The organism is Cellulomonas terrae (assembly GCF_007990265.1).
Lineage (GTDB): Bacteria > Actinomycetota > Actinomycetes > Actinomycetales > Cellulomonadaceae > Cellulomonas > Cellulomonas terrae.
On record NZ_BJWH01000006.1, the window covers coordinates 1 to 22,673 of the forward strand.

At 73.7% G+C, this 22,673-nt stretch carries 20 protein-coding genes; 15 read left to right on the plus strand and 5 right to left on the minus strand.

Annotated features, from left to right (window positions below; genetic code table 11):
• The first annotated feature begins 114 nt into the window (after positions 1 to 114).
• The 3 genes from CTE05_RS07530 (at position 115) to CTE05_RS07540 (ending at position 2,164) form a co-directional block, all read left to right on the plus strand.
• Positions 115 to 633: a hypothetical protein gene (locus tag CTE05_RS07530; RefSeq protein ID WP_146845512.1), complete on the plus strand. Its 519-nt coding sequence runs from the start codon at positions 115 to 117 to the stop codon at positions 631 to 633.
• Positions 634 to 753: 120 nt separating this feature from the next.
• Positions 754 to 882, plus strand: coding sequence for a hypothetical protein (locus CTE05_RS07535; protein ID WP_055917908.1), 129 nt, complete (start codon positions 754 to 756; stop codon positions 880 to 882).
• A gap of 61 nt (positions 883 to 943) precedes the next feature.
• On the plus strand, positions 944 to 2,164 hold the full coding sequence (locus tag CTE05_RS07540) for a pyridoxal phosphate-dependent aminotransferase (RefSeq protein ID WP_146845513.1): 1,221 nt from the start codon (positions 944 to 946) through the stop codon (positions 2,162 to 2,164).
• A 7-nt stretch (positions 2,165 to 2,171) separates the two neighbouring features.
• On the opposite strand, the gene CTE05_RS07545 is transcribed toward CTE05_RS07540, so the two are convergent.
• Both CTE05_RS07545 and CTE05_RS07550 read right to left on the minus strand, forming a co-directional pair.
• Positions 2,172 to 4,439, minus strand: coding sequence for an Ig-like domain-containing protein (locus CTE05_RS07545; RefSeq protein WP_146845514.1), 2,268 nt, complete (start codon positions 4,437 to 4,439; stop codon positions 2,172 to 2,174).
• 226 nt (positions 4,440 to 4,665) lie between these two features.
• Positions 4,666 to 5,967, minus strand: coding sequence for a multidrug effflux MFS transporter (locus CTE05_RS07550; RefSeq protein WP_146845515.1), 1,302 nt, complete (start codon positions 5,965 to 5,967; stop codon positions 4,666 to 4,668).
• A gap of 80 nt (positions 5,968 to 6,047) precedes the next feature.
• On the opposite strand from CTE05_RS07550, the gene CTE05_RS07555 reads away from it, so the two are divergent.
• Positions 6,048 to 6,791: an SOS response-associated peptidase gene (locus tag CTE05_RS07555; RefSeq protein WP_146845516.1), complete on the plus strand. Its 744-nt coding sequence runs from the start codon at positions 6,048 to 6,050 to the stop codon at positions 6,789 to 6,791.
• 59 nt (positions 6,792 to 6,850) lie between these two features.
• Complete coding sequence (locus CTE05_RS07560; protein ID WP_246123415.1) at positions 6,851 to 7,315, plus strand: GNAT family N-acetyltransferase; 465 nt, start codon at positions 6,851 to 6,853, stop codon at positions 7,313 to 7,315.
• 7 nt (positions 7,316 to 7,322) lie between these two features.
• Here CTE05_RS07560 and CTE05_RS07565 read toward each other — a convergent pair whose 3' ends face one another.
• Positions 7,323 to 8,399, minus strand: coding sequence for an adenylate/guanylate cyclase domain-containing protein (locus CTE05_RS07565; RefSeq protein WP_246123416.1), 1,077 nt, complete (start codon positions 8,397 to 8,399; stop codon positions 7,323 to 7,325).
• Between the two features lie 14 nt (positions 8,400 to 8,413).
• Positions 8,414 to 9,274, minus strand: a complete 861-nt coding sequence (locus CTE05_RS07570; protein ID WP_146845519.1) for a biotin--[acetyl-CoA-carboxylase] ligase — start codon at positions 9,272 to 9,274, stop codon at positions 8,414 to 8,416.
• A 96-nt stretch (positions 9,275 to 9,370) separates the two neighbouring features.
• Between CTE05_RS07570 and CTE05_RS07575 the strand changes: the two genes are divergently transcribed.
• The 4 genes from CTE05_RS07575 (at position 9,371) to CTE05_RS07590 (ending at position 13,539) form a co-directional block, all read left to right on the plus strand.
• On the plus strand, positions 9,371 to 10,972 hold the full coding sequence (locus CTE05_RS07575; protein ID WP_146845520.1) for an acyl-CoA carboxylase subunit beta: 1,602 nt from the start codon (positions 9,371 to 9,373) through the stop codon (positions 10,970 to 10,972).
• A complete protein-coding gene (locus CTE05_RS07580; RefSeq protein WP_146845521.1) occupies positions 10,969 to 11,541 on the plus strand; it encodes a hypothetical protein in 573 nt (190 codons plus the stop codon). Before CTE05_RS07575 ends, CTE05_RS07580 begins: the two co-directional genes overlap by 4 nt.
• On the plus strand, positions 11,538 to 11,768 hold the full coding sequence (locus CTE05_RS07585) for an acyl-CoA carboxylase subunit epsilon (protein ID WP_055917885.1): 231 nt from the start codon (positions 11,538 to 11,540) through the stop codon (positions 11,766 to 11,768). Before CTE05_RS07580 ends, CTE05_RS07585 begins: the two co-directional genes overlap by 4 nt.
• Before the next feature lie 118 nt (positions 11,769 to 11,886).
• A complete protein-coding gene (locus tag CTE05_RS07590) occupies positions 11,887 to 13,539 on the plus strand; it encodes a DUF885 domain-containing protein (protein WP_146845659.1) in 1,653 nt (550 codons plus the stop codon).
• A 52-nt stretch (positions 13,540 to 13,591) separates the two neighbouring features.
• On the opposite strand, the gene CTE05_RS07595 is transcribed toward CTE05_RS07590, so the two are convergent.
• Positions 13,592 to 14,281 (minus strand): vitamin K epoxide reductase family protein, encoded by a 690-nt coding sequence (locus CTE05_RS07595; protein WP_371863359.1) that lies wholly within the window; start codon positions 14,279 to 14,281, stop codon positions 13,592 to 13,594.
• A 206-nt stretch (positions 14,282 to 14,487) separates the two neighbouring features.
• Between CTE05_RS07595 and CTE05_RS07600 the strand changes: the two genes are divergently transcribed.
• The 6 genes from CTE05_RS07600 (at position 14,488) to CTE05_RS07625 (ending at position 22,643) form a co-directional block, all read left to right on the plus strand.
• Positions 14,488 to 15,129, plus strand: coding sequence for a nucleoside triphosphate pyrophosphatase (locus tag CTE05_RS07600; RefSeq protein ID WP_146845522.1), 642 nt, complete (start codon positions 14,488 to 14,490; stop codon positions 15,127 to 15,129).
• 115 nt (positions 15,130 to 15,244) lie between these two features.
• Positions 15,245 to 15,724, plus strand: a complete 480-nt coding sequence (locus tag CTE05_RS07605; RefSeq protein WP_146845523.1) for an aromatic ring-opening dioxygenase LigA — start codon at positions 15,245 to 15,247, stop codon at positions 15,722 to 15,724.
• Between the two features lie 209 nt (positions 15,725 to 15,933).
• The gene (locus CTE05_RS07610) at positions 15,934 to 17,733 is read left to right on the plus strand and encodes an ATP-binding protein (RefSeq protein ID WP_146845525.1); all 1,800 of its coding nucleotides are present in this window, start codon (positions 15,934 to 15,936) and stop codon (positions 17,731 to 17,733) included.
• A 7-nt stretch (positions 17,734 to 17,740) separates the two neighbouring features.
• Positions 17,741 to 18,247, plus strand: a complete 507-nt coding sequence (locus tag CTE05_RS07615) for an NUDIX domain-containing protein (protein WP_146845526.1) — start codon at positions 17,741 to 17,743, stop codon at positions 18,245 to 18,247.
• 57 nt (positions 18,248 to 18,304) lie between these two features.
• Entirely contained in the window at positions 18,305 to 20,263 is a 1,959-nt protein-coding gene (locus CTE05_RS07620) for an endonuclease/exonuclease/phosphatase family protein (protein ID WP_246123418.1), read from the plus strand.
• Between the two features lie 34 nt (positions 20,264 to 20,297).
• A complete protein-coding gene (locus CTE05_RS07625) occupies positions 20,298 to 22,643 on the plus strand; it encodes a glycoside hydrolase family 31 protein (RefSeq protein ID WP_146845527.1) in 2,346 nt (781 codons plus the stop codon).
• Positions 22,644 to 22,673 lie beyond the last annotated feature (30 nt).

Here is a 22,673-nt window from a genome sequence, read left to right on the forward strand (position 1 = left end):
CCCCGCCGGTCCCCGGACCGGCGGGGCGTCGGCGCGTCCCCGATGGGCGCGTCGGCGCGACCCCGGGCAGACTGTGGGCCCGAACCCCGCTCCCGACCACCCCCGGAGGACGACATGCCCACCCCGACCCGCCCGCGACGCGCCCGCCTCGGCGCCCCCGTCGTCGCCGCGCTGCTCGCCCTCGGTCTCGCCGCATGCTCCGACGCCGCCATCGACGACGCGGCCCAGCAGGCCAAGGACGCCGCGAGCGAGGCCCGCAGCGCCATCGACGACCTCAAGGCCCAGGTCGACGACGCCAAGGCCGAGGCTGACGCCGCCCAGCAGAAGATCGCCGACGTCAAGGAGCAGCTCGGCTCGCTCGACGCGACCGCGAAGGCCGAGGCGGACAAGGCGGTCGCCGACGCGCAGGCCGCGGTCGCCAACGCGCAGACCGCGCTGGAGCAGGCACAGGCCGAGGGTGCCGAGGCGTCCCAGCAGGCGCTGGCGGACGCCGAGGCCCAGGTCGCCGACGCACAGGCCGAGCTCGAGGCCGCCAAGGCGAGCGCCGCCGGGTCCGCCGCCGACTCCCTGGACGAGCTCGCGCAGCAGCTGACGACGCTCGGCGACAAGCTCGAGAGCGCCGCGGCCGGCTGATGATCCGGATCGCCGTCCCGCTGTGCCGGGACGGCGATCCGTTGCGTGCTGATCGGGTGAATTCCGCGCTCGTCGGCGCGGGATGTTGTACGTGGGCGATCACGTGCCGATCTTCAGAGCATGGCCGAACGACAGGCGCAGCGGGTTCTGCGGCGACACCACGTGGAGTGGTGGATCGTCGGAGCCTGGGCGTCCCTTGCACTCGTCGTGGTCGCGGGCCTCACCGCCGCGGCCGGACTGGTGGTCTGAGCGCACCTGCGCTCCCGGCCCGTCGCCGACGGGTCGCCCTCGGCACCCCTAACCTCGACCCATGACAGCGCGCTGGCAGGACGTCGCCCGTGCGACCGGGCTGATGGGCGACGACGGCGTCCCCCGGGCCACGGTCTTCGCCGAGATGTCGGCGCTCGCCGCGCGCACCGGGGCGGTCAACCTCGGCCAGGGCTTCCCCGACGTGGACGGTCCCGCCTCGGTCGCCCAGGCTGCCGCGGACGCGATCGCCGCGGGCGCCAACCAGTACCCGCCCGGCCCGGGGATCCCCGCGCTGCGCGAGGCCGTCTCCGAGCACCAGTCGTCGCACTACGGGCTGACGTGGGACCCCGACCGCGAGGTGCTCGTGACCGCCGGCGCGACGGAGGCGCTCGCCGCCACGGTGCTGGCGCTCGCCGGCCCGGGCGACGAGGTCCTCACCCTCGAACCCTTCTACGACTCGTACGCCGCCGTCGTCGCGCTGGCCGGCGCCACCCACACGACCGCGCCCCTCGTGGCGACCGCGGACGGCTTCCGGCTCGACCTCGACGCCCTCGCCGCCGCGTTCACGCCGCGGACCCGGCTGGTCCTGGTGAACACCCCGCACAACCCCACCGGCACGGTCCTGACCCGCGTCGAGCTCGCCGCGATCGCCCGGCTCGCCGTCGAGCACGATGCCGTGGTCGTCACGGACGAGGTCTACGAGCACCTGGTGCTCGACGGGTCGGCGTCGGCGCACGTCCCGATCGCGACCCTGCCCGGCATGGCCGAGCGGACCCTGACCATCTCCTCGGCCGGCAAGACGTTCTCGTTCACCGGCTGGAAGATCGGCTGGGTCACCGGGCCGGAGGCGCTCGTCACCGCCGTGCGGACCGTGAAGCAGTTCCTCACCTACGTCAACGGCGCGCCGTTCCAGCCCGCCGTCGCGTTCGCGCTCCGCGACCCGGGCGTCGCCACCTGGGTCGTCGAGCTGGCACGCTCCCTGTCCCGGCGGCGGGACCTGCTCTGCGCCGGCCTGGAGGACGCGGGCTTCACGGTCGTCCGGCCGCAGGGCACCTACTTCGTGCTCGCCGACGCCGCACCCCTCGGGTACACCGACGGGGTCACCCTGTGCCGGGACCTGCCCGGGCTCGCCGGCGTCGTCGGGGTGCCCGTGACCGCGTTCACGCACGCGGGATCCGGCGTCGACCGTGCGTTGCGGTCGTGGGTGCGGTTCACGTTCGTCAAGCGCGACGAGGTGCTGACGCAGGCCGTGGCCGGCCTGCACCGGCTCCACCGGGACTGACTGCGGTTCAGTCCCGACGGAGCCGGCGGCGCCCGACCGACAGCGCCACCCCTGCGCCCACCAGCGAGAACGCGAGGAGAAGTGCCGAGACCGGGTCGGCTCCGGTGGTCGCCAGGCCAGCGGACCCACCGGTACGGACCGCGGTGGTGACCGCGCGGGCGGTCGGTGGCCGCACGGGGGGCACGGCGGCGGCGACCGGGACCACGGGCGCCGTCAGCTGCGGCAGGGTCGGTGGCGTGCCCGGGCCGCCGGCCAGGGCGAGCGGCGTCACGGTGAGCCGCACGGTCGCGACGTCCGTCTGCCCGTAGTCGTCGGTGATCGTGTAGTCGAACTGGTCCGGCCCCGTGTAGCCCGGCACCGGCGTGTAGGTGAACGAGCCGTCGCCGTTCGTCGTCACCGTGCCGTGCGGCGGGGCGGTCGCGCCGACGACCGTCAGCCGGGTGCCCGAGTCGTTGGTGAGGACCCCGGAGACCGGCACCACCAGCGGCGTGCCGACCGGCGTGGTGCCCGTGTCGTCGACCGCGACCGGGACCGCCGGGACGGGGAGCACGTCCAGCCACGTCGCCGTCTGCTGCGACGGGAAGTACGTCCACAGGTCGAGGCCCTTCGCGTCGCCCAGCGTCCCGCCCGTCGCGGGGCAGTGCTGGTTCGCGTTGAGGCCGCCCCCGTCACCGAACGCGCGGGCGGCACCGGTGCTGTCGACGCCTCCGTCGGGGTCGGCGAACAGCGACGCCGGGAGCGCCCCGGCGAACGCGGGGCACAGGGTCCCCGACGTGAGGTCGCCGACGCGCGTCCCCGCGCTCGTCACGTAGGTGCGGTCGTCGAAGAACACGCGGGTGCAGTTGCTGCCGGTGCTCGCCACCCCCGTGAACGGGCAGACGCCGAGCGGGGGGTTGAGCAGCGTGATGCTCGGACCCCCGAGGGTCGAGCTCTCCACGTCCAGCATCGGAGCGTGGTACTCGCCGGCGCGCAGCACCGCCCGTACCGCGTAGTCGTCCTTCACGGGGAGCGGGACCCCGGCGTTGTCGTTGCCGTCCCAGCTCACGGAGAACGTGCCCGCGGGCACGATCCCCCGCAGGGCGCGGTTCCCGGGCAGACCCGGGTCGAAGTCGACGCCGTCGCGCGAGATGACGACCTCGAAGGTCCCGCCGGACCCGGCGTCGAGGGTGAACGTCCCGCCCTGGCCGACGTAGCTGCCGTGGTCGGTGGCGCGGCCGGTGAAGTCGACCGCGCTCAGCGTCGGCGGCACGGGGGTCTCGGGGATGCCCAGGAAGGCGAGCGTCTCGGGCGCCAGCGGTTCGAACGACAGCGGGTACTCCGGCGGTGCCAGGTGCACGCCGCCCGCCAGCGTCGGGAGCGTCTGCGGGTTGGCGCCCGTGCCGACGACGTCGTGGTTCAGCGGCGTCGTCCCGTCGGCGTCGAGGAAGCCCGCCCGGTTGCCGTAGAAGACGAAGCCGTTGGGGTCGAAGCCGTGGGTGTCGACGGAGTAGCGGTAGCCGTCGAGGGTGTTCAGGAAGAGCCGCATCGTGACGGGCCGCGGGTTGCCGCCCGTGAAGCCCGCGAGCACGTACGTGAAGGTCCGTCCCGGCAGGTCGACGACCGACGCCGGGTCGGTGCCCGCGCGGACGGTGACGTCCCAGGCGTTGATCGACGAGCCCGCCGCGGCCAGGAAGCCACCCGCGGGGTCGAGGTGCCGGTCGGGCGTGCCGTCGGCGGCGTTGCCGGCCCCCGCGGCGCCGTAGAAGGCCACCCGGTACAGACCCGTCGTCGGAGCGACGTACACGCACGGGACGTAGCCCGCCACGTTCTGGGTGCCGTCGACCGACTGTGCGCCCGCCAGCTCCTGGGCGCGGGTGGTGAGCCTGCCGACGGGGCTCGACGCGCCCGGCCGGTGCGCCGCGCAGCTGAACCCGTTGGTGCCGTCCACCAGGGTCGGCAGCGTCGCCGCCTCGGTGTCCGTGACCACCCCAGGGTTCCAGACCACGATGTCGGCACTGCCCGTCCCGATCGACGACGACCCCGTGAGGATCTGCTCGCCCGCCCGCGCGAACACGGTGAACAGGGTCCGACGCTGGATCCGGGTGTCCCCCGCCGGGCCGTACGCGTTGGTCCGCCACTCGAGCGCGGCCCGGCACGGGTGGGAGGCGTCGCACGCGGGGTCCGCCACTCCCACCCGCGGGAACAGGTCGCCGCTGCCCGACGCGACGGCGGGCGCCGCCGCACCGCCGAGCGCGAGCACGGCGACGACGACGGTCAGCACGAGGCGACGCAGCATGGCGGGTCGGTCCTTCCAGGGCCGTGCACGCCCCGGTTCTGGAGGAGTGCGACGCGCACGCTAAGGACGACGGCCGCTGCGCGGCAGGGCCGGACGTGTCAGGGCACCCGTCGGGCGCAGTTCACCCGTGCGACTTGTCCGGCAGGAGGCGAAATCTCCTGATCAGGGCGTCACCCGAACGAGACGGCCGCGCCTGCGCCGCGTCCGCGCCGAGCGGTGCAGGCCGTCAGACCGCCCAGGCCCCGTCGCGGCGGTACGCGGGCGTGGCCAGCGCCAGCACGAGCAGACCCGCCACGGACGCGCCGACCATCACGGCCGCCATCGCGACCGCGTCGCCGCCCAGCAGTCCCGACAGCGGGCTCACGAGCCCGGCGACGCCGGCCTGCATGGACCCGATGACCGCGGCGGCGGTCCCCGCGATCTCCCCGTGCCGGGTGAGCGCCAGCGCCGACGCGTTCGGCGGGACGAAGTTGACGAGCGCGAGGATCAGCCACAGCACGACGAGCAGCGCGATCAGCCCACCCCAGCCGGTGAGAGCGAGCGCGAGCAGGACCCCGGTGAGCCCCAGCGACACGGGCAGCACCACACGGACGATCCGGATCGGCGCGACCCGCCGCACCAAGGAGGCGTTCACCTGGGCGCCCAGCACCAGACCGATGCCGTTGACCGCGAAGAGCAGGGAGAACTCGGTCGCCGACAGCCCGTAGCCCTCGCGGAGCACGAACGGTGACGCGACCACATAGCTCATGAGCACGGCCATGCCGAGCCCGGGCAGGATGGCGAGCGCGACGAAGTGCCGGTCCCGGAGCAGCGAGCGGTAGCCGGACACCGCGGTGCGCAGCCCACCCTGCCGGCGCCGTTCGGGCGGCAGCGTCTCCGGGAGCCGACGCCAGACGACGACCCACAGCACGACGCCGAACCCGGCGAGCGCGACGAACACCGACCGCCAGCCCCACTGCCCGGCGATGACCCCACCCAGCGACGGGGCGAACAGCGGGGCGACCCCGATGACGAGCATCAGCCGGGACATGAGCCGGGAGGCGTCGGCGCCGACGAACCGGTCGCGGATGATCGCCATCGCCACGACCGTGGCCGACGCGTTGAAGAAGCCCTGCACCGTGCGCAGCGCGATGAGCGGCACGATGGCGGGCGCGATCGCGCACAGCAGCGACGTGATGACGTGCAGGACGACGCCGATCAGCACCGGCTTGCGCCGACCGAACCGGTCCGACAGCGGCCCGATGACCAGCTGGCCGACGGCGCCGCCGATGAGCATCGCCGTCATCGTCAGCTGCGCCGCCGTGGCCGACGTGCCCAGGTCGCGTGCCACGTCGGGCAGGGACGGCAGGTACATGTCCGTGGACACGGCCGGCAGGGCGCACATCAGCCCGAGCATCAGCACGTACTTGGCGTTCGGACGGAACTGCGCGGTGGCCGCGGAGTCGACGGCCGGTCCTGGTCCGGGGGGCCCGACAGCCGCGACGGGCTCGTGGCCGGTCGCGGCGGAGGCGGTGGTGCGCAAACTCATTGAACCGATTCTCCCACAGAAGACGAATCGATTCGATCCCAGCGAGGTGTGATGTCACACGCACCTGGCAGGCTGGTCCCATGTGTGGTCGATACGCCTCCTTCCGCGAGGACCAGGCGCTGGCGGACGAGTTCGCCATCGCGACGGTCGCCGACGACGTCCGCCTGCTCGGCCCGTCGTGGAACGTCGCCCCCACCGACGGCGTCCGCATGGTCGTGGAGCGCGCGGACAAGGAGACCGGGGAGATCACCCGGCAGCTGCGCGTCGCCCGCTGGGGTCTGGTGCCGTCGTGGGCCAAGGACATCTCGGTGGGCAACCGGATGATCAACGCCCGCGTGGAGTCGCTCGAGGAGAAGTCCGCGTTCGCCCGCCCGTTCGCCGTCCGCCGGGCGCTCCTGCCGGCCGACGGCTACTACGAGTGGAAGAAGCCCGCGCCCGGGTCCCCGGCGAAGGCCAAGAAGCAGCCGTACTACCTGCACCCCGCCGACGGCGACCTCGTCGCGCTCGCGGGCCTCTACGAGTTCTGGAAGGACCCCACGAAGGACGACGACGACCCCGCGCGCTGGGTGGTCAGCGCCACCGTGATCACCCGCCCGGCCTCCGAGGAGCTCGCCCACATCCACGACCGCCAGCCCCTCATGCTGCGGGCCGACGCCTGGTCGGCCTGGCTGGACCCGGCCGTCGGCGCCGACGGAGCCCGCGAGCTGCTGGAGAGCCCGGGTCCCGACATCGTCGCCACCCCGGTCTCCACCGCCGTCAACACCGTCGCGAACAACGGCCCGTCGCTGGTGGACGAGATCAGCCCCGACGACGGGTCCGCGTAGGAGGGGTTCGAGTGGCCCGAGGTAGCGAATGCGCGCTGCGGCCCGCGGTCCCGGCCGACGTGAGCCGCATCTGCGCGTTCGGCGACGCCCACATCCGTCCCCACTACGCACCCCTGATCGGCGACGAGGCTGCGGACGCCCAGGTCCGCGACTGGTGGAGCCCGACGCAGATCGGTGCCGCGGTGTCGGCGGGGCTGGTCGTCGTCGCCGAGTCCGGGCACCGGGTGGTGGGGGTCGCGCAGCGCGGGCGCCACGGTGCCGACCACGTCATCTACAAGCTCTACGTCGACCCCGGCTTCCGGAGCGAGGGCCTGGGACCTCGACTGATCGACGCCCTGATCGAGCAGCTGCCGTCCGACGCGTCTCGCGTGTGCGTCGAGCACTTCGCGGGCAACGTGCGCGCGGGCGCGTTCTACGAGCGCGAGGGGTTCACCGTGGAGCGCGTCGAGCCGAGCGTCGCGGGCGACCCTGCGCTGGACGTGGTGTGGCGCACGCGACCCCTCGCAGGCGGCGGGCGCACCTAGCGGGCTGTCAGCCCTCGGCAGCCCGCAACCGCACGGGCGCCACGGACCCGATCCCGGCGAGCCGCCGAGCGGGGCGCGGCTCCAGGACGAACCGCGCGTCGGCCGAGAGCACCTCGGCCGTCCGGGCGTCGACGAGCACCGTGCTGGGGTCGGCGATGTCGGTGAGCCGCGCGGCCAGATTCACGTCCGGGCCGAAGACGTCGCCGAACCGCGAGAGCACCCGCCCCCAGACGAGCCCGACCCGCACGGGAGTGACGCCGCGAGCGCCCTCGAAGAGCCCGCCGGTGGTGGTCTCGCGGTCGACGTCGAGCTCCTTGCCGAGGGTGTCCGCGAGGTCCAGGGCGATCAGCGCACCGGTGGCGGCGCTGTCGGCGACGAAGAGGATGGCGTCGCCGATGGTCTTGACCACGCGCCCGCCGTTGGCGGAGACGATGTCCCGGGCGGCCGCCTCGAAGCGCTGGACGAACTGCGAGAGGTCCGTCGAGCCGAGCCCGGCGGTGCGGCGCGTGAAGGAGACCATGTCGGCGAAGCCGACGGCACGGGCCAGGGGCAGGGCGGAGCTGTCGGGCCCGGGGGCTCGCAGGTGGCCGAACTCTCCGGCGTAGCGGCCGGCGATCGCGGCGAGCTGGCGACGGTAGGAGTGGACCAGCTGCGCCTCGAGGACGGGTGCCAGGGACGCGAGCCGGTCGAGGACGAGCAGGCGCGCGGAGGTGTCGTCGAGCTCGTACCGGCCGGCCATGTCCTCCACGAGCGCCTCGACCTGCCACAGGGCGAGCCGGTCGGACGTGTGCCCGAGGGCCCGGGTCACGGTGATGACGGTGCGCAGGTCGAGCCCGTGCTCGCGCACCAGGGCCGCGGCGCGGTCGATGGCGTCGGCGTCCCGCTCGGTGTAGACCCTCTCGTCCGGGTCGGCGTGCGGCAGGCCCATCGTGGTCCAGAACCCGCGGACGACGTCGATGTCGATGCCGGCGCGCTCGGCCAGGTCGTGCGCGCTGAGGGTGCGGGGGCCGCCGAGGAGCTCGGCGTCGAGCTCCCCGACCGTCGACTCGAGGAAGTCGAGGTCCTGCGATCGGTCGTCCGGCACGGGTCGAGGGTAGTTCACCGAGCGGTGCGGACGTGGCGTACGTCACCCGCGAGGACGCGGTGGGGCACGCCCTCGTCGTCGACCACCACGAGGGCGCCGTCGTGGTCGATCCGGGCGGCGACGCCACCCACGGAGCCGTCCCCGGGGAGCTCGACGCGCACCCGCGACCCCAGCGTGCTGCAGACGGCGGCCACCTCGTCGGCGAGCCCGGAGCCGACGGCGTCACCGCCGGAGTCCCGCCACCGCTGCGCCACCTCGAGCTGCGCGGCGACGAGCGCGACGAGCATCCCCTCACGGTCGACGTGCTGCGCGCCTGCGAGCGCGAGCGACGTCGCGCTGTCCACCGGGAGCTCGTCGGCGCTCTGCAGGACGTTGATCCCGATCCCGATGACGACCGCGGGCGGCTGCCCGGCGGGCAGGGTGACGACCTCCGTGAGGATCCCGCCGACCTTGCGGGCCGCACCCCAGCCCTCGACCTCGGAGTCGGCCGGCACGAGGAGGTCGTTGGGCCACTTCAGCGTCGCGGCGACGCCCGCCGTGGCGCGCAGCGCGTTGACGGCACCGAGGCCGGCGAGCAGCGAGATCCAGCCGAAGGAGGCGGCCGGGACGGGCGGGTGGACGACGAAGCTGCAGGTCAACGCGGTACCGCGCGGGGTCTCCCACGAGCGCCCGGCGCGGCCGCGCCCGCCGGTCTGGTGCTCCGCGACGAGGACGCTCGCGTCCGGCCAGGACGTGGGATCGGCGCGCAGGGCGTCGGCGAGGTCGGTGTTGGTCGACCCCGTGACGTCGACCACCTCGACCCGGGTCAGGGGGCCGGCGGGGGCGAGCAGGAGGTCGCGGAGCTCGGCGACGCGGAGGGCAGGCACAGCGCCCATGATGACGTGCGTTGTGGGAACCCGACACCCCGACGCGACCAACACCGTGATCCGCCTGCACGTGCATGTCGGGCTCCGACAACTAGCCTCGGTCGAGTGACTGACACCCAGCAACCCGTCGACACGGCCCCGCGCACCACGGCCGCGAAGCTGGCCGACCTCGCCGACCGCTACGAGGCGGCGGCCGCCGCCGAGCAGGGAGCCGTCGACAAGCAGCACGCGCGCGGCAAGCGGTCCGCCCGCGAGCGCATCGAGCAGCTCCTGGACCCGGGCTCGTTCACCGAGCTCGACGCGTTCGTCCGGCACCGCTCGACCAACTTCGGCCTCGACAAGAAGCGCATCCCGGGCGACGGCGTCGTCGTCGGGCACGGCACGGTCGACGGCCGCCCGGTGTGCATCTACTCGCAGGACTTCACGGTCTTCGGCGGCAGCCTGGGCGAGGTCCACGGCCAGAAGATCACGAAGGTGATGGACCTGGCGCTGCGCACGGGGGTCCCCCTGATCGGGATCAGCGACGGGGGTGGCGCCCGGATCCAGGAGGGCGTCGCGGGGCTGACGCAGTTCGCGGAGATCTTCCGTCGCAACGTCGCCGCGTCCGGCGTGATCCCGCAGATCAGCCTCATCCTGGGCCCGTCGGCGGGCGGTGCGGTGTACTCCCCCGCCCTGACGGACTTCATCGTCATGGCCGACGGCACCTCCAACATGTTCATCACGGGTCCCGACGTGATCCGCGCGGTCACGGGCGAGGACGTGGGCTTCGAGGAGCTGGGTGGCGCGACGACGCACAACACCCGCTCCGGCGTCGCGCACTACATGGCCTCCGACGAGGACGACGCGCTCGACTACGTGCGGTCGCTGCTGATCTACCTGCCGCAGAACAACCTCACGGACCCGGTGACCTTCGACCACGAGGCCGACCTGGAGGTCAGCGAGGTCGACGAGGAGCTCGACACGCTCCTGCCCGACTCGGACAACCAGCCGTACGACATGCGCACGGTGCTGGAGCACGTGCTCGACGACGGGGTCCTGCTGGAGGTCCAGCCGCTGTACGCGAAGAACGTGCTGATCGGCTTCGGGCACGTCGAGGGGCACCCGGTCGGGATCGTCGCCAACCAGCCGCTGGCGATGGCGGGCACGCTCGACATCAACGCCGCGGAGAAGGCCGCGCGCTTCGTGCGGACGTGCGACGCGTTCAACATCCCGGTCCTCACGTTCGTCGACGTCCCGGGCTTCCTGCCGGGCACCGACCAGGAGTGGAACGGCATCATCCGGCGCGGCGCCAAGCTCATCTACGCGTACGCCGAGGCCACCGTCCCGCTCGTCACCGTCATCACCCGCAAGGCGTACGGTGGCGCGTACATCGTCATGGGCTCCAAGCAGCTCGGCGCCGACGTGAACCTGGCGTGGCCCACCGCCCAGATCGCCGTCATGGGTGCCGGCGGCGCGGTGAACATCCTGCAGCGCGGTGCCCTGAAGTCCGTCGCGGACGCGGGCGGCGACGTCGAGGCCGAGCGGCGGCGGCTGACGGCCGAGTACGAGGAGGCGATCGTGAACCCGTGGGACGCGGCCGACAAGGGGTACGTGGACGCGGTGATCCCGCCCTCGCAGACCCGGACGGAGATCACCAAGGCGCTGCGCCTGCTGCGCACCAAGCGCGCGAGCCTGCCGCCCAAGAAGCACGGGAACATCCCCCTGTGAGCGACCACGAGCACGACGAGCATGGCGGCCACGACGACCCCGCCCACGGCCCCGAGCCGCTGGTCGGCGTGGACGCGACCGACCTGCACGCCGCGGTCGCGGCCCTGTCCGCCGCGCTGCACGGGTACGTCGACGCGGCGGTCGGCGTCCGCGCCGAGTTCGGGTCGAGGGAGGCCGACGAGGACCCCCGCATCCTGGTGCTGGAGTCGGAGATCGGCGGCCTGAACGCGCGCCTGTACGACCTGCTGCACGAGCGGCTGGGCCTGCACGCCGACCTCACGGGCATGTCGTGGGGCGAGGACGAGCACCGCGACGCCGACGGGCCGCGCAGCGACGCCGAGATCGACACGTTCCACCTCGGGTTCGTCGTCGGGCCGCCGGCGGGGACGTCGGACCTGTCGCTGGAGTCCGTGCTGGACGTCGTCGAGCAGGGCGGGGCGGACCTCGCGCAGCGGCTCGTCGACGCCGGGTTCGAGGTCGGCGAGTGGGGTGCGTCCCGGGGGGCCGCGGTCGCGTTCGAGGAGGACGACGAGGACGAGGACGGCGACGACGTGACGGGGAGCTCATGAGCGCGCGCGACGCGGACGTCCAGGTGGTCCGGGGCACCCCGGACGACCTGGAGCTGGCGGCCCTGGTGGCCGGGCTGATGGCGGCGGCGTCCGAGCGCGCCCGGCTGGCCGAGGAGCGGGACCACGCGGTCGCGGCGCCGTGGGCGGACCGGCGGCGGACGATGCGCGGCAGCCGCGTGGGACTGCGCCCGGGCCCGGACGCGTGGCGCTGGAGCCTGCGGGCCTGAGCGCTCGGGATCGTCCGTACCGGCGAGTAGGGTCGAGCGGGTGACGACGACGCCCACCACCCCGGACGCGCTCACGGAGCGCGCACCGTCCCCGATCGACACGATCGCCGAGACGTACATGACGCAGTACGCGACCCTCGACCCCCTGGCGGCGACCACCATGGGCATCGCGGGGCACGACCACGAGATGACCGACCACTCGCCGGCCGGCCACGCGGCCCGCGCGGAGCTCACCCGGAGCACCCTGCAGGCCCTGGACGGCGCAGCGCCGACGGACGAGATCGACCAGATCACGCTGGCGGCCATGCGGGAGCGGCTCGGCCTGGGGCTCGAGCTGCACGAGTCCGGCGAGCTCCTACGGGACCTGAACAACATCGCGTCCCCGGTGCAGAACCTGCGCGACGTCTTCGACGTCATGCCGACCGGCGACGTCGAGGCCTGGTCGAACATCGCGGCCCGGCTGAACGCGCTGCCGTTCGCCGTGGACGGCTACATCGAGTCGCTGAGGCTCGCGGCGAGCACCGGTGCGGTCGCCGCGGTGCGGCAGGTCGACGAGGCCGCCCGGCAGGCCGAGGAGCTGGCCGACCCGGCGACGTCGTTCTTCACGACGTTCGTCACCGGCACCGCCGTGGACGCGGTCCTGGACGACTCGGCGGCGTGCTCCCTCGTCCGTGCCGAGCTCGAGCACGGCGCCACGGCGGCGCGCGGTGCGTACGCGACCCTGGCCGCGTTCCTGCGCGACGAGCTGTCGCCGCAGGCCCCGACGGAGGACGCCGCCGGGCGCGAGCGCTACGCCCTGTGGTCGCGGGCCTTCCTGGGCGCCACGGTCGACCTGGAGGAGACGTACCGGTGGGGGCTCGAGGAGCTCGCCCGCGTCGTCGCCGAGCAGGAGGCCGTCGCCGCCCAGATCGCGGGACCGGGTGCCACGGTGGCGGACGCCGTCGCCAAGCTCGACGAGGACCCCGCCGGGACCCTGCACGGCACGGATGCGCTGCAGGCGTGGATGCAGGCGACGTCGGACGCGGCGATCGAGGCCCTGGACGGGACGCACTTCGACATCCCCGTGCCGGTGCTCACGCTGGAGTGCCGCATCGCACCCACCCAGAACGGCGGGATCTACTACACCGGCCCGAGCGACGACTTCAGCCGTCCGGGTCGCATGTGGTGGTCGGTGCCCCCGGAGGTCACGACGTTCAACACCTGGCGCGAGAAGACGACCGTCTACCACGAGGGCGTGCCGGGCCATCACCTGCAGATCGGTCAGGCCGTGTTCCAGCGCGCGACGCTGAACACGTGGCGCCGGCTGGCCTGCTGGACGTCGGGCTACGGCGAGGGCTGGGCCCTGTACGCGGAGCGGCTCATGGCCGACCTCGGCTTCCTCGACGACCCGGGCGACCGGCTGGGCATGCTCGACGGCCAGCGGATGCGCGCCGCACGCGTGGTCTTCGACCTGGGCGTGCACCTCGGGCTGGAGGCCCCGGAGGAGTGGGGCGGCGGGACGTGGGACGCCGACAAGGGCTGGGAGTTCCTCAAGGCCAACGTGAACATGCCCGAGGCGTTCATCCGGTTCGAGTGGAACCGGTACCTGGGCTGGCCCGGCCAGGCGCCGTCGTACAAGATCGGCCAGCGCCTCTGGGAGCAGACGCGCGACGCCGCGGCGGCCGAGGCGGCCGCGAAGGGTGAGGAGTTCGACCTGCGCGCCTTCCACGCCCGGGCGCTGAGCATGGGTGCGCTGCCCCTGGACGTGCTGCGGACGGCGTTCGCGGGCTGAGCGCGACGGAGGGCCGGTGGCTGCACGCCGCCGGCCCGCCGTGCGTCCGTCGTCAGGCGAGGATGATCGAGCCGTACTTCACGAGGATCGCGACGGCCAGCAGGACGATGAGCGCGACGGTCACGAACCAGTCGTTGCCGTGGTCGACGAACCGGCGCGCGGCGGGACCCCAGCGGCCGGGGAACGTGATGACGCCCTCGCGGACGTTCAGCCGCGTCAGGCCGGCCCAGACGAGCGTCGTCGTGACCGTGATCAGCAGGCACCACGGGCACAGGGCGCCGATCTTGAAGAACGACACGAAGAACAGCCACCACGCGAAGAGGAAGCCGAGCGTGTAGATCGTCTGCGCGCCGAGCATGAACCAGCGCGGGAAGACCACCCGTCCCAGGATGGCGACGGCCACGGTGATGACCACCGCCTCGGCGGCGATGCCGAGGAACGCGTTGGGGAACCCGAACAGCGTCGCCTCCGGACTCTGCGCGACGATGCCGCAGCTGATGACGGCGTTGAAGTCGCAGCCGAGCGTCGCGTCCGGGTCCGCCGCGAGCGTGAGCGCCTCGATCGAGAGCACGAACGACGCGAACAGCCCGATCACGCCCGAGACGATCATCTCGATCGCGGTCCGCGCCCTCCAGGCGTACGACGGCGGCTCCAGCAGGTCCGGGTCGCGGTCGACCTCGAGGTCGTCGAAGTCATCGATGTCGTCCAGGCCCTCGGCCGACGACCTCGTCGCGTCACGCACGGCGTCTCCTCGCGTCCCTCGGACCGGCGGTACCGCCCGCCGCGCCCGACCACAGCGCGCCCATTGTGCCCTGACACCCTGTGCCCCGGGCACGGGTCGGAGGTCCCGAGAGCGGCACTTTCCGACGAGGCCGGCAGTTTCGACTGCCGATCTCGTCGCAGAGTCACGCTCTCGCGGGCGCGTGGGGCGAACTAGGCTCGCCACCCGTGACCCGACTGCTGCTCGCCTCCGCCTCGCCCGCCCGCCGTGCCACCCTGGTCGCTGCCGGGATCGAGCCGCTCGTCGCCGTCTCCGGCGTGGACGAGGACGCGGTGCTCGCCGCCGCGCGGGAGCGGTTCGGGGCGCTGGACCCGGCGGACGCGGTGCTGCTGCTCGCGCAGGCGAAGGTCGAGGACGTGTCCCGGAACCTGCCCGACGAGCTCGAGGACGCGGACGACCTGCTCCTGCTGGGCTGCGACTCGATGCTGGAGCTCGACGGCGAGATCTACGGCAAGCCCACCGACGCGGCGCAGGCGACGCAGCGGTGGCGGCTGATGCGCGGACGCTCCGGCGTGCTGCACACCGGGCACTGGCTGATGGACGAGCGCGACGTGCCGGCGATGCTCGGGGCGACGTCCTCGACGACGGTCCGGTTCGCCGACCTGTCCGACGCGGAGATCGACGCGTACGTCGCGACGGGCGAGCCGCTCGCGGTGGCCGGTGCGTTCACGGTCGACGGGCTCGGCGGCCCGTTCGTCGAGCGGATCGAGGGCGACCACCACGGCGTCGTCGGCCTGAGCCTGCCGCTGCTGCGCGAGCTCCTGGGCGAGGTCGGCGTCAGCATCACGGACCTGTGGCGCGATCAGTGACCAAAGACCCTGATAGGAGCCCTGGTCGGCACGGAACGATCAAGGCGTGGGCCAGCCCGAGAGGCCCATCGGAACCCGGGTAGGCCGGGTCCGCGAGGGGCTCCCAAGGACAATCATGTCGACCCAGCTCGTAGCACCCAGCAACCGCTTCGTCCGCATCTCCGGCCTTCTGGCGATCATCGCCGGGGCCGTGTTCATCATCGCGGGAGGCGTGACCTGGAGCGCCGTCTCGTCCCACCTCGCCGCCGAGAACATCACGGTCTCCGAGGACGCCGCGGCGTTCGGCGGGCAGACCGTCGACACGCCGTGGGAGGCGTTCGCGCAGGCCGACATCATCAACCACCACGCCCTGGACGCGACGGGCGGCAAGACGTACGCCGAGCTCGACAAGGAGGACCCGCTGCGCGCCGTCGCGATGAACGGCTCCTTCCTGCGGGCCTCGCTGTTCACGTCGGTCGTCGCCTTCGGTGTCGCCGCCCTCGTCGTGGGCATCGGCGCGGTCTTCGCCCTCGTCGGGTTCGCCCTGCGGCGCCTGGCGCCCGTGGCTCCGGTGCTCCCGGCCACGGCCGACGAGAACCGCCTCGCCAGCGTCTGACGCAGACCGCACGAGCCCGGTCCCTGAGGGGACCGGGCTCGTCGCTGTTGTGGTGACCGGACAACCGCTCCGCCGCAGAGGGGGCCTCACGGGCCGGTCGTCTGAGGATCCCTACAAGGAGCCCCCGACGACCTTGGCCGGATCGACAGTCTTGCGCGGGCACGCCGCGCCCGCGTCGGCGCGGATCGTCGAGGGCGTTACGGTGAGCCGTGCCCGCTATCTCCAAGGTCCTCATCGCCAACCGCGGTGAGATCGCCGTCCGCATCGCCCGCGCCTGTCGCGACGCCCGGATCGCCTCCGTCGCCGTCTACGCCGACACCGACCGCGAGGCGCTGCACGTGCGCGTCGCCGACGAGGCGTTCGCGCTGGGCGGCGCCCGCGCAGCCGAGACGTACCTCGACATCGCGAAGCTGCTCGACGTCGCGCGCCGCTCCGGGGCCGACGCCGTGCACCCCGGCTACGGCTTCCTCGCCGAGAACGCCGGCTTCGCGCAGGCCGTCCTCGACGCGGGCCTGACCTGGATCGGTCCCCCTCCGGCCGCGATCGACGCCCTCGGCGACAAGGTCAGCGCGCGCCACATCGCGCAGCGGGCCGGCGCACCGCTCGTCGCCGGGACGCCCGACCCCGTGCAGGGCGTCGAGGAGATCCACGCGTTCGTCGCCGAGCACGGCCTGCCGGTCGCGATCAAGGCGGCGTTCGGCGGCGGCGGTCGCGGCCTGAAGGTGGCGCGCGAGTCGGGCGAGATCGACGAGATGTTCGAGTCGGCGACGCGCGAGGCCGTGGCGGCGTTCGGGCGCGGCGAGTGCTTCGTCGAGCGGTACCTCGACCGTCCGCGGCACGTCGAGACGCAGTGCCTCGCGGACCAGCACGGCACGGTCGTCGTCGTCTCCACCCGCGACTGCTCGCTGCAGCGCCGCCACCAGAAGCTGGTCGAGGAGGCGCCCGCGCCGTTCCTCACCGACGCTCAGAACACCCAGCTGGTCGAGTCGTCGAAGGCGATCCTGCGCGAGGCCGGCTACGTCGGGGCCGGGACGTGCGAGTTCCTGGTCTCCGCCGACGGCATCATCTCGTTCCTCGAGGTCAACACGCGGCTGCAGGTCGAGCACCCCGTCACGGAGGAGATCAGCGGCGTCGACCTGGTCCGCGAGCAGCTGCGCATCGCGTCGGGCGAGCCGCTCGGCTACGACCACGTCGTGCCCCGCGGCCACTCGATCGAGTTCCGCATCAACGGTGAGGACCCGGGCAAGGGCTTCCTGCCGGCTCCGGGCCGCATCACGCGGCTGCGGTTCCCGTCGGGACCCGGGGTCCGCGTCGACTCCGGCGTCGTCGAGGGGGACAGCGTCTCGGGCCTGTTCGACTCGATGATCGCCAAGGTGATCGTGACGGGCGCCGACCGGCCGCAGGCGCTCGCGCGCGCACGTCGTGCCCTGGCCGAGCTCGAGGTCGTCGGCATCCCGACCGTGGTCCCGTTCCACCGCGCGGTGCTCGAAGCGGAGGCGTTCGCCCCGACCGACCCGGCACAGCCGTTCTCCGTGCACACGCGCTGGATCGAGACGGAGTTCGCCGACGAGGTCGCCGCGCTCAGCGCCGCACCCGACCCGGAGCAGGACGAGGACGACGAGCCCGCCGCGCTGGAGCGCGTGGTCGTCGAGGTCGGCGGCAAGCGGCTCGAGGTCGTCCTGCCCGCCGCGCTGGCACTGGGCCGCGGGCCCGGCAGCGCCGGCCGCGGCTCGTCCGGCCCGTCGGCACGCCGGCCCGTCCGCCGGGTGGCGCGCGCCGCGAGCAGCGGCAACGGCACCACCCTGAGCTCGCCGATGCAGGGCACGATCGTCAAGGTCGCGGTCGCCGAGGGCGCCACCGTGGCGGAGGGCGACCTCGTGGTCGTGCTCGAGGCCATGAAGATGGAGCAGCCGCTCGTGGCGCACCGCGCCGGCACCGTGACCGCGCTGTCCGCGGGAGTCGGTTCCAGCGTGAGCGCCGGCACGGCGATCTGCGAGATCGTCGGCTGACCCGGGCGTGAGCGACGCGCCACCGGTCCACCGCGAGCGCCAGCCCGGCGACGGCTGGGTCGAGTGCGCGTGCGGTCGTCGGCACTGGGGCCTGTGCGGGGCGGCAGGGCTGCTGCTGGTGCGTCGCGACGCGGACGGCACCCCCGTCGCCGTCGTGCTCCAGCACCGGGCGTTGTGGAGCGACCAGGGCGGGACGTGGGGCGTGCCGGGCGGTGCGCGGATGCCGGGCGAGTCCCCGGAGCACGCGGCACTGCGGGAGGCCGAGGAGGAGGCCGGGATCGACCGCGTGAGCGTGCGGCTGCGCGAGTCGCGCGTCCTGCAGCACGACGACTGGTCCTACACGACCGTGATCGCCGACGAGATCGGTCCGGTCCGCCCGACGGTCACCGACGCCGAGAGCGTCGAGCTGCGCTGGGTGCCCCTCGACGAGGTGACGGACCTGCCGCTGCTCCCCGCGTTCGCCGCCGCGTGGCCGATGCTGCGCGCCCGGATCGTGGCCCTCGGGGGATCCTGACCGCCGGGCGGCCGGCCGCAGGCACCGCCCTGCACCTGCCGGGGTAATCTCGCGCGCGTGACGTCCACCCCGCCCGCCGACCCTGCCGTCCGGACGCCCCCCGACGCCGGCACCCCGACGCGGGTCTGGCTCGTCGCCCTGCTGACGGTCATGTGCGTCGAGATGATCCGCGCGAGCGGCCCGCTGCTGGACCGGGCGTTCGCCGCAGGGGTCGTGAACGCTGCGCTGACGGCGCTGGGCACCTACGCGGCGGCCGGGCTCGTCGCCGCCCTCCTGCTGCTCGCGGTCGGCCGCACCTCGGGGACGCCCGACGCCCGCACCCTGCTGGTCGGCTCCGCCGTGCTGGGCACACTGCGCCTCGTCGTGCAGGCCCTCGACGGCGCGGCGCTGTTCGTCGTCGGCCTCGTCGCCGTCGCCGTCGCCGTGGGGGTGCTCACCCTGGCGGTGGCGTTCGTCGCCGGCCGGCCGGCCGGTGGCCGTCAGGCGGCGATCGGGCTGGTGATCGGCTGCGGCCTGTCGGTCGGGCTCCAGCTCGTGCTGGGCACGTGGGACGCGGTGTGGCGCGACGGCTGGACAGGCTGGGTCGTCGCCGTCGTGCTCGCCGTCGGTGTCGTCGTGACCGCTCGGGGGCTCGTCGCGTTCACGGCCGCGTCGTCGTCGGAGGCGACCGGACGTCCGCGACGGCTGTGGGTGCTCGGGCTGTTCCTGGCGCTCGCCGCGATGATCGTCGCCAACCCGGCGTTCGTCGCCTCGCAGTCCGGGGTCGCGCTCGGGTGGGCGGGGCTCGTCGTCGTCGTCGCGAACGCGCTCGGCGCCTGGACTCTGCTGCGCCCCGACCCGTGGCCGGGCGCGGTCCGGGTCGCGGCAGCCGTGCTGCTGGTCGCCGGGGTCGGGTGCGCGCTGTGGCTGACCGGGATCGCGGCGCTGGCGGCCGTGGTGGTGCTCCAGCTGACGCTCGGGATCGTCCTGTCGACAGCGCTGAGCGCCCACCGGCCCGCCCCGCGCGGCATCCCTCGCACGGGGGCCGCGACGCTGGTGGTGGGCCTCGGCACCATCGGACCGCTGCTGCTCTACATGCTCGACTACGACGTCCCGCTCCCCGTCGACAACGTCTGGGTGATCGTCCTGGCGGCGCTCGGCCTGGCCCTGTCCGGCCTGCGTCGCCGCACCCCGGGGGCGGTCCCGGCGATCACCAGCCCCGACCGGCTGCCCGCCCGGACCAGCTCCGTGCGGCTGCTGATCCTGCCCGCGGTGGTCCTCGCGGTGGTCGGGCTGGTGCCGTCGACGACCAGCACCACAGGGTCCGACGTGCCCGAGCGCGCGGCCGACGAGCCCCTGACGCTCGTCGACTGGAACCTGCACTACGGCGTCTCGCCGCTGACCGCGGTGGACCTGGAGGGCATCGCGGCGACGATCGAGGCACAGGACCCCGACGTCGTCACGCTGCAGGAGGTCCAGCGCGGCTGGGTGTTCGGTGGCGGCTCGGACATGGCCACGTGGCTGGCGCACCGCCTCGACATGACCATCCACGTCGCGCCCGCAGCGGACCACCAGTTCGGGAACGCTGTCCTGGCGCGTTCCGAGCTGACCGACGTCGTCGTCCATCCCCTGCCCTACGGTGCCGGACCGCAGAGCCGCTCGGCGTTGTCGACCACCCTGACCACCGCGGACGGCACCCCGCTGCGCGTCACGTCGATCCACACCCAGCACCGCGAGTCGAACACCCCGACCCGCCTGGAGCAGCTCGAGGCGTGGGCGCAGGCCGAACCGGTCACGCCGCCCGCGGTGCTGGCGGGCGACCTCAACGCCGAGCCCGCCTGGCCCGAGATCGAGCTGCTGGAGGCCGCGGGGTGGGTGCCCGCGGAGGACGGTCTGACGTCGCCCGCCGCCGACCCGGAGCACAAGATCGACTGGGTGTTCGGCCAGGGCGTCACGTTCACCGAGGCCACCGTGCTGACGGAGCCCCAGCAGTCGGACCACCTCCCGCTGGTCGCGCGCTTCACCGTCGGCGACTGAGCACGTCCGGGGGCCGCGGGGGAAACTCGGGACCATGACGTCTCGTCGGCCCCTGCCCTCCCGCCCCGTCGCCGACCCGCGCGCGGTCGTCGCCGGTCCGACCTTCCGGATCACCGTGCTCACGGCCGGGCTGGTCCGGCTCGAGCACTCGGCGGACGGTGTGTTCGAGGACCGCGCGTCCACGTTCGCGCTGCACCGCGAGCTGCCGGTGCCCGACTTCCGGGTCATCGAGTCCGAGACGCACGTCGAGGTCGTCACGGACCGCCTGCACCTGGTGTACGACCGTCGCCCGTTCAGCACGAGCGGCCTGAGCGTCTCGGTGCTCGGCGGCGTCACCTCGTACCACTCGGTGTGGCGGTACGGCGAGGAGCCGTCGGGACTCGGCGGCACCGCGCGCACCCTCGACCTGGCCGACGGCGCGATCCCGCTGGAGCCCGGCGTGGTGTCCCGGCAGGGCTTCGCGGTCCTCGACGACTCCCGGTCGATGGTGTTCGACGACGAGGGGTGGGTCTGCCCGCGTGACGGCGACCGGACCGACCTGTACGTGTTCGCCTACGGCCACGACTACCGCGACGCCCTGACGGCCTTCTACGCCGTCTCCGGCCCGACGCCCCTGCTCCCCCGGTTCGCGCTCGGCAACTGGTGGAGCCGGTTCCACCGGTACACCTCGGACACCTACGCGGCGCTGCTCGACCGGTTCGCCGACGAGGGCCTCCCGTTCTCCGTCGCTGTGATCGACATGGACTGGCACGTCACCGACGTGGACCCGGCACTCGGGAGCGGCTGGACCGGCTACACGTGGAACCGGTCGCTGTTCCCCGACCCGGCGGCGTTCCTGACGTCGCTGCACGACCGCGGCCTGCGCGTGACGCTCAACGTGCACCCCGCCGACGGGGTCCGCCCGCACGAGGACGCCTACCCCGCGATGGCCGCGGCGCTGGGGACGCGGGACGGGGACCCCATCCCGTTCGACGTCACCGACCGCGCGTTCCTCGACGCCTACTTCGACGTCCTGCACCGCGGCCTCGAGGACGACGGTGTCGACTTCTGGTGGCTCGACTGGCAGTCCGGTCCGCACTCGCGCGTCGCCGGCATCGACCCGTTGTGGATGCTCAACCACTTCCACTTCCTGGACAGCGCCCGCGACGGGCGCCGGCCCCTGACGTTCTCCCGGTACGCCGGGCCCGGCAGCCACCGCTACCCCGTCGGGTTCAGCGGGGACACCGTCATCTCGTGGGCGTCGCTGGCGTTCCAGCCGTACTTCACGGCCACCGCGTCGAACATCGGCTACGGCTGGTGGAGCCACGACATCGGCGGTCACATGTTCGGCGGCAAGGACGACGAGCTGGCCACCCGCTGGGTGCAGCTCGGGGTGTTCTCCCCGGTCCTGCGCCTCCACTCGGGCGCCAACCCGTTCACGACGAAGGAGCCGTGGACGTTCGAGCCCGCCGCGCAGGCCGTGATGACCGAGCACCTGCGTCTGCGGCACCGCCTGGTCCCCTACCTGCACACGATGAACCACCGCGCCGCCTCGGACGGTCGCCCCCTGGTGGAGCCGCTGTACCACCAGTGGCCCGACGCCCCGGAGGCCTACGACCAGCCGAACCAGTTCCTCTTCGGCACCGAGCTCCTCGTCGCGCCGCTGACGAGCCCGGCCGACCAGCACACCCGGCTCGCGTCGGTCCGCGCGTGGCTCCCCGCCGGCACGTGGGTGGACGTGTTCACCGGCCTGGTCTACGACGGCGAACGCGAGCTGCTGCTGCACCGCGACCTGACGAGCATCCCGGTGCTGGCGCCGGCCGGCGCGATCGTCCCGCTCGACGCGGCCGCGGTCCCCGGCAACGACCCCGTGAACCCGACGTCGCTGGAGGTGCTGGTCGTCGTGGGGGCCGACGGGTCGTTCACGCTGGTCGAGGACGACGGCACCGACGACGGGACCGCCCGCACTGCCGTGACGTTCACCGACGGCACGTTCACGGTCCACCCGGCCACCGGGTCCGTCACGGCCCTGCCCGCCACCCGCACGTGGACGGTCACGTTCCTCGCGTTCGACGGCGCACCGGTCGTCCCCGGGTTCACCAGCCGGACGGAGCGTCACGACGGCCGCGTCTCGGTCACCGTCGACGACGTCCCGGTCGGCGCGACTCTCACCGTCGAGCTGGGCCCTGACCCGCAGCTCGCCCCGAACGACGTCGCCGGCCGCCTGTTCACCCTGCTCGACCGCGCGCAGATCAGCTACGACCTGAAGTCCCGCATCCACCGGATCGCGACGTCGGACGCCCCCCTGTCGGTCCGCGTCAGCCACCTGCACTCGCTCCAGCTCGACCGGCCCTTGGCGGACGCGGTCGCCGAGCTCCTCCTGGCCCGCACCACGCCCTGAATGACGTCGCCGCGCCCGGATGCGCGGCTC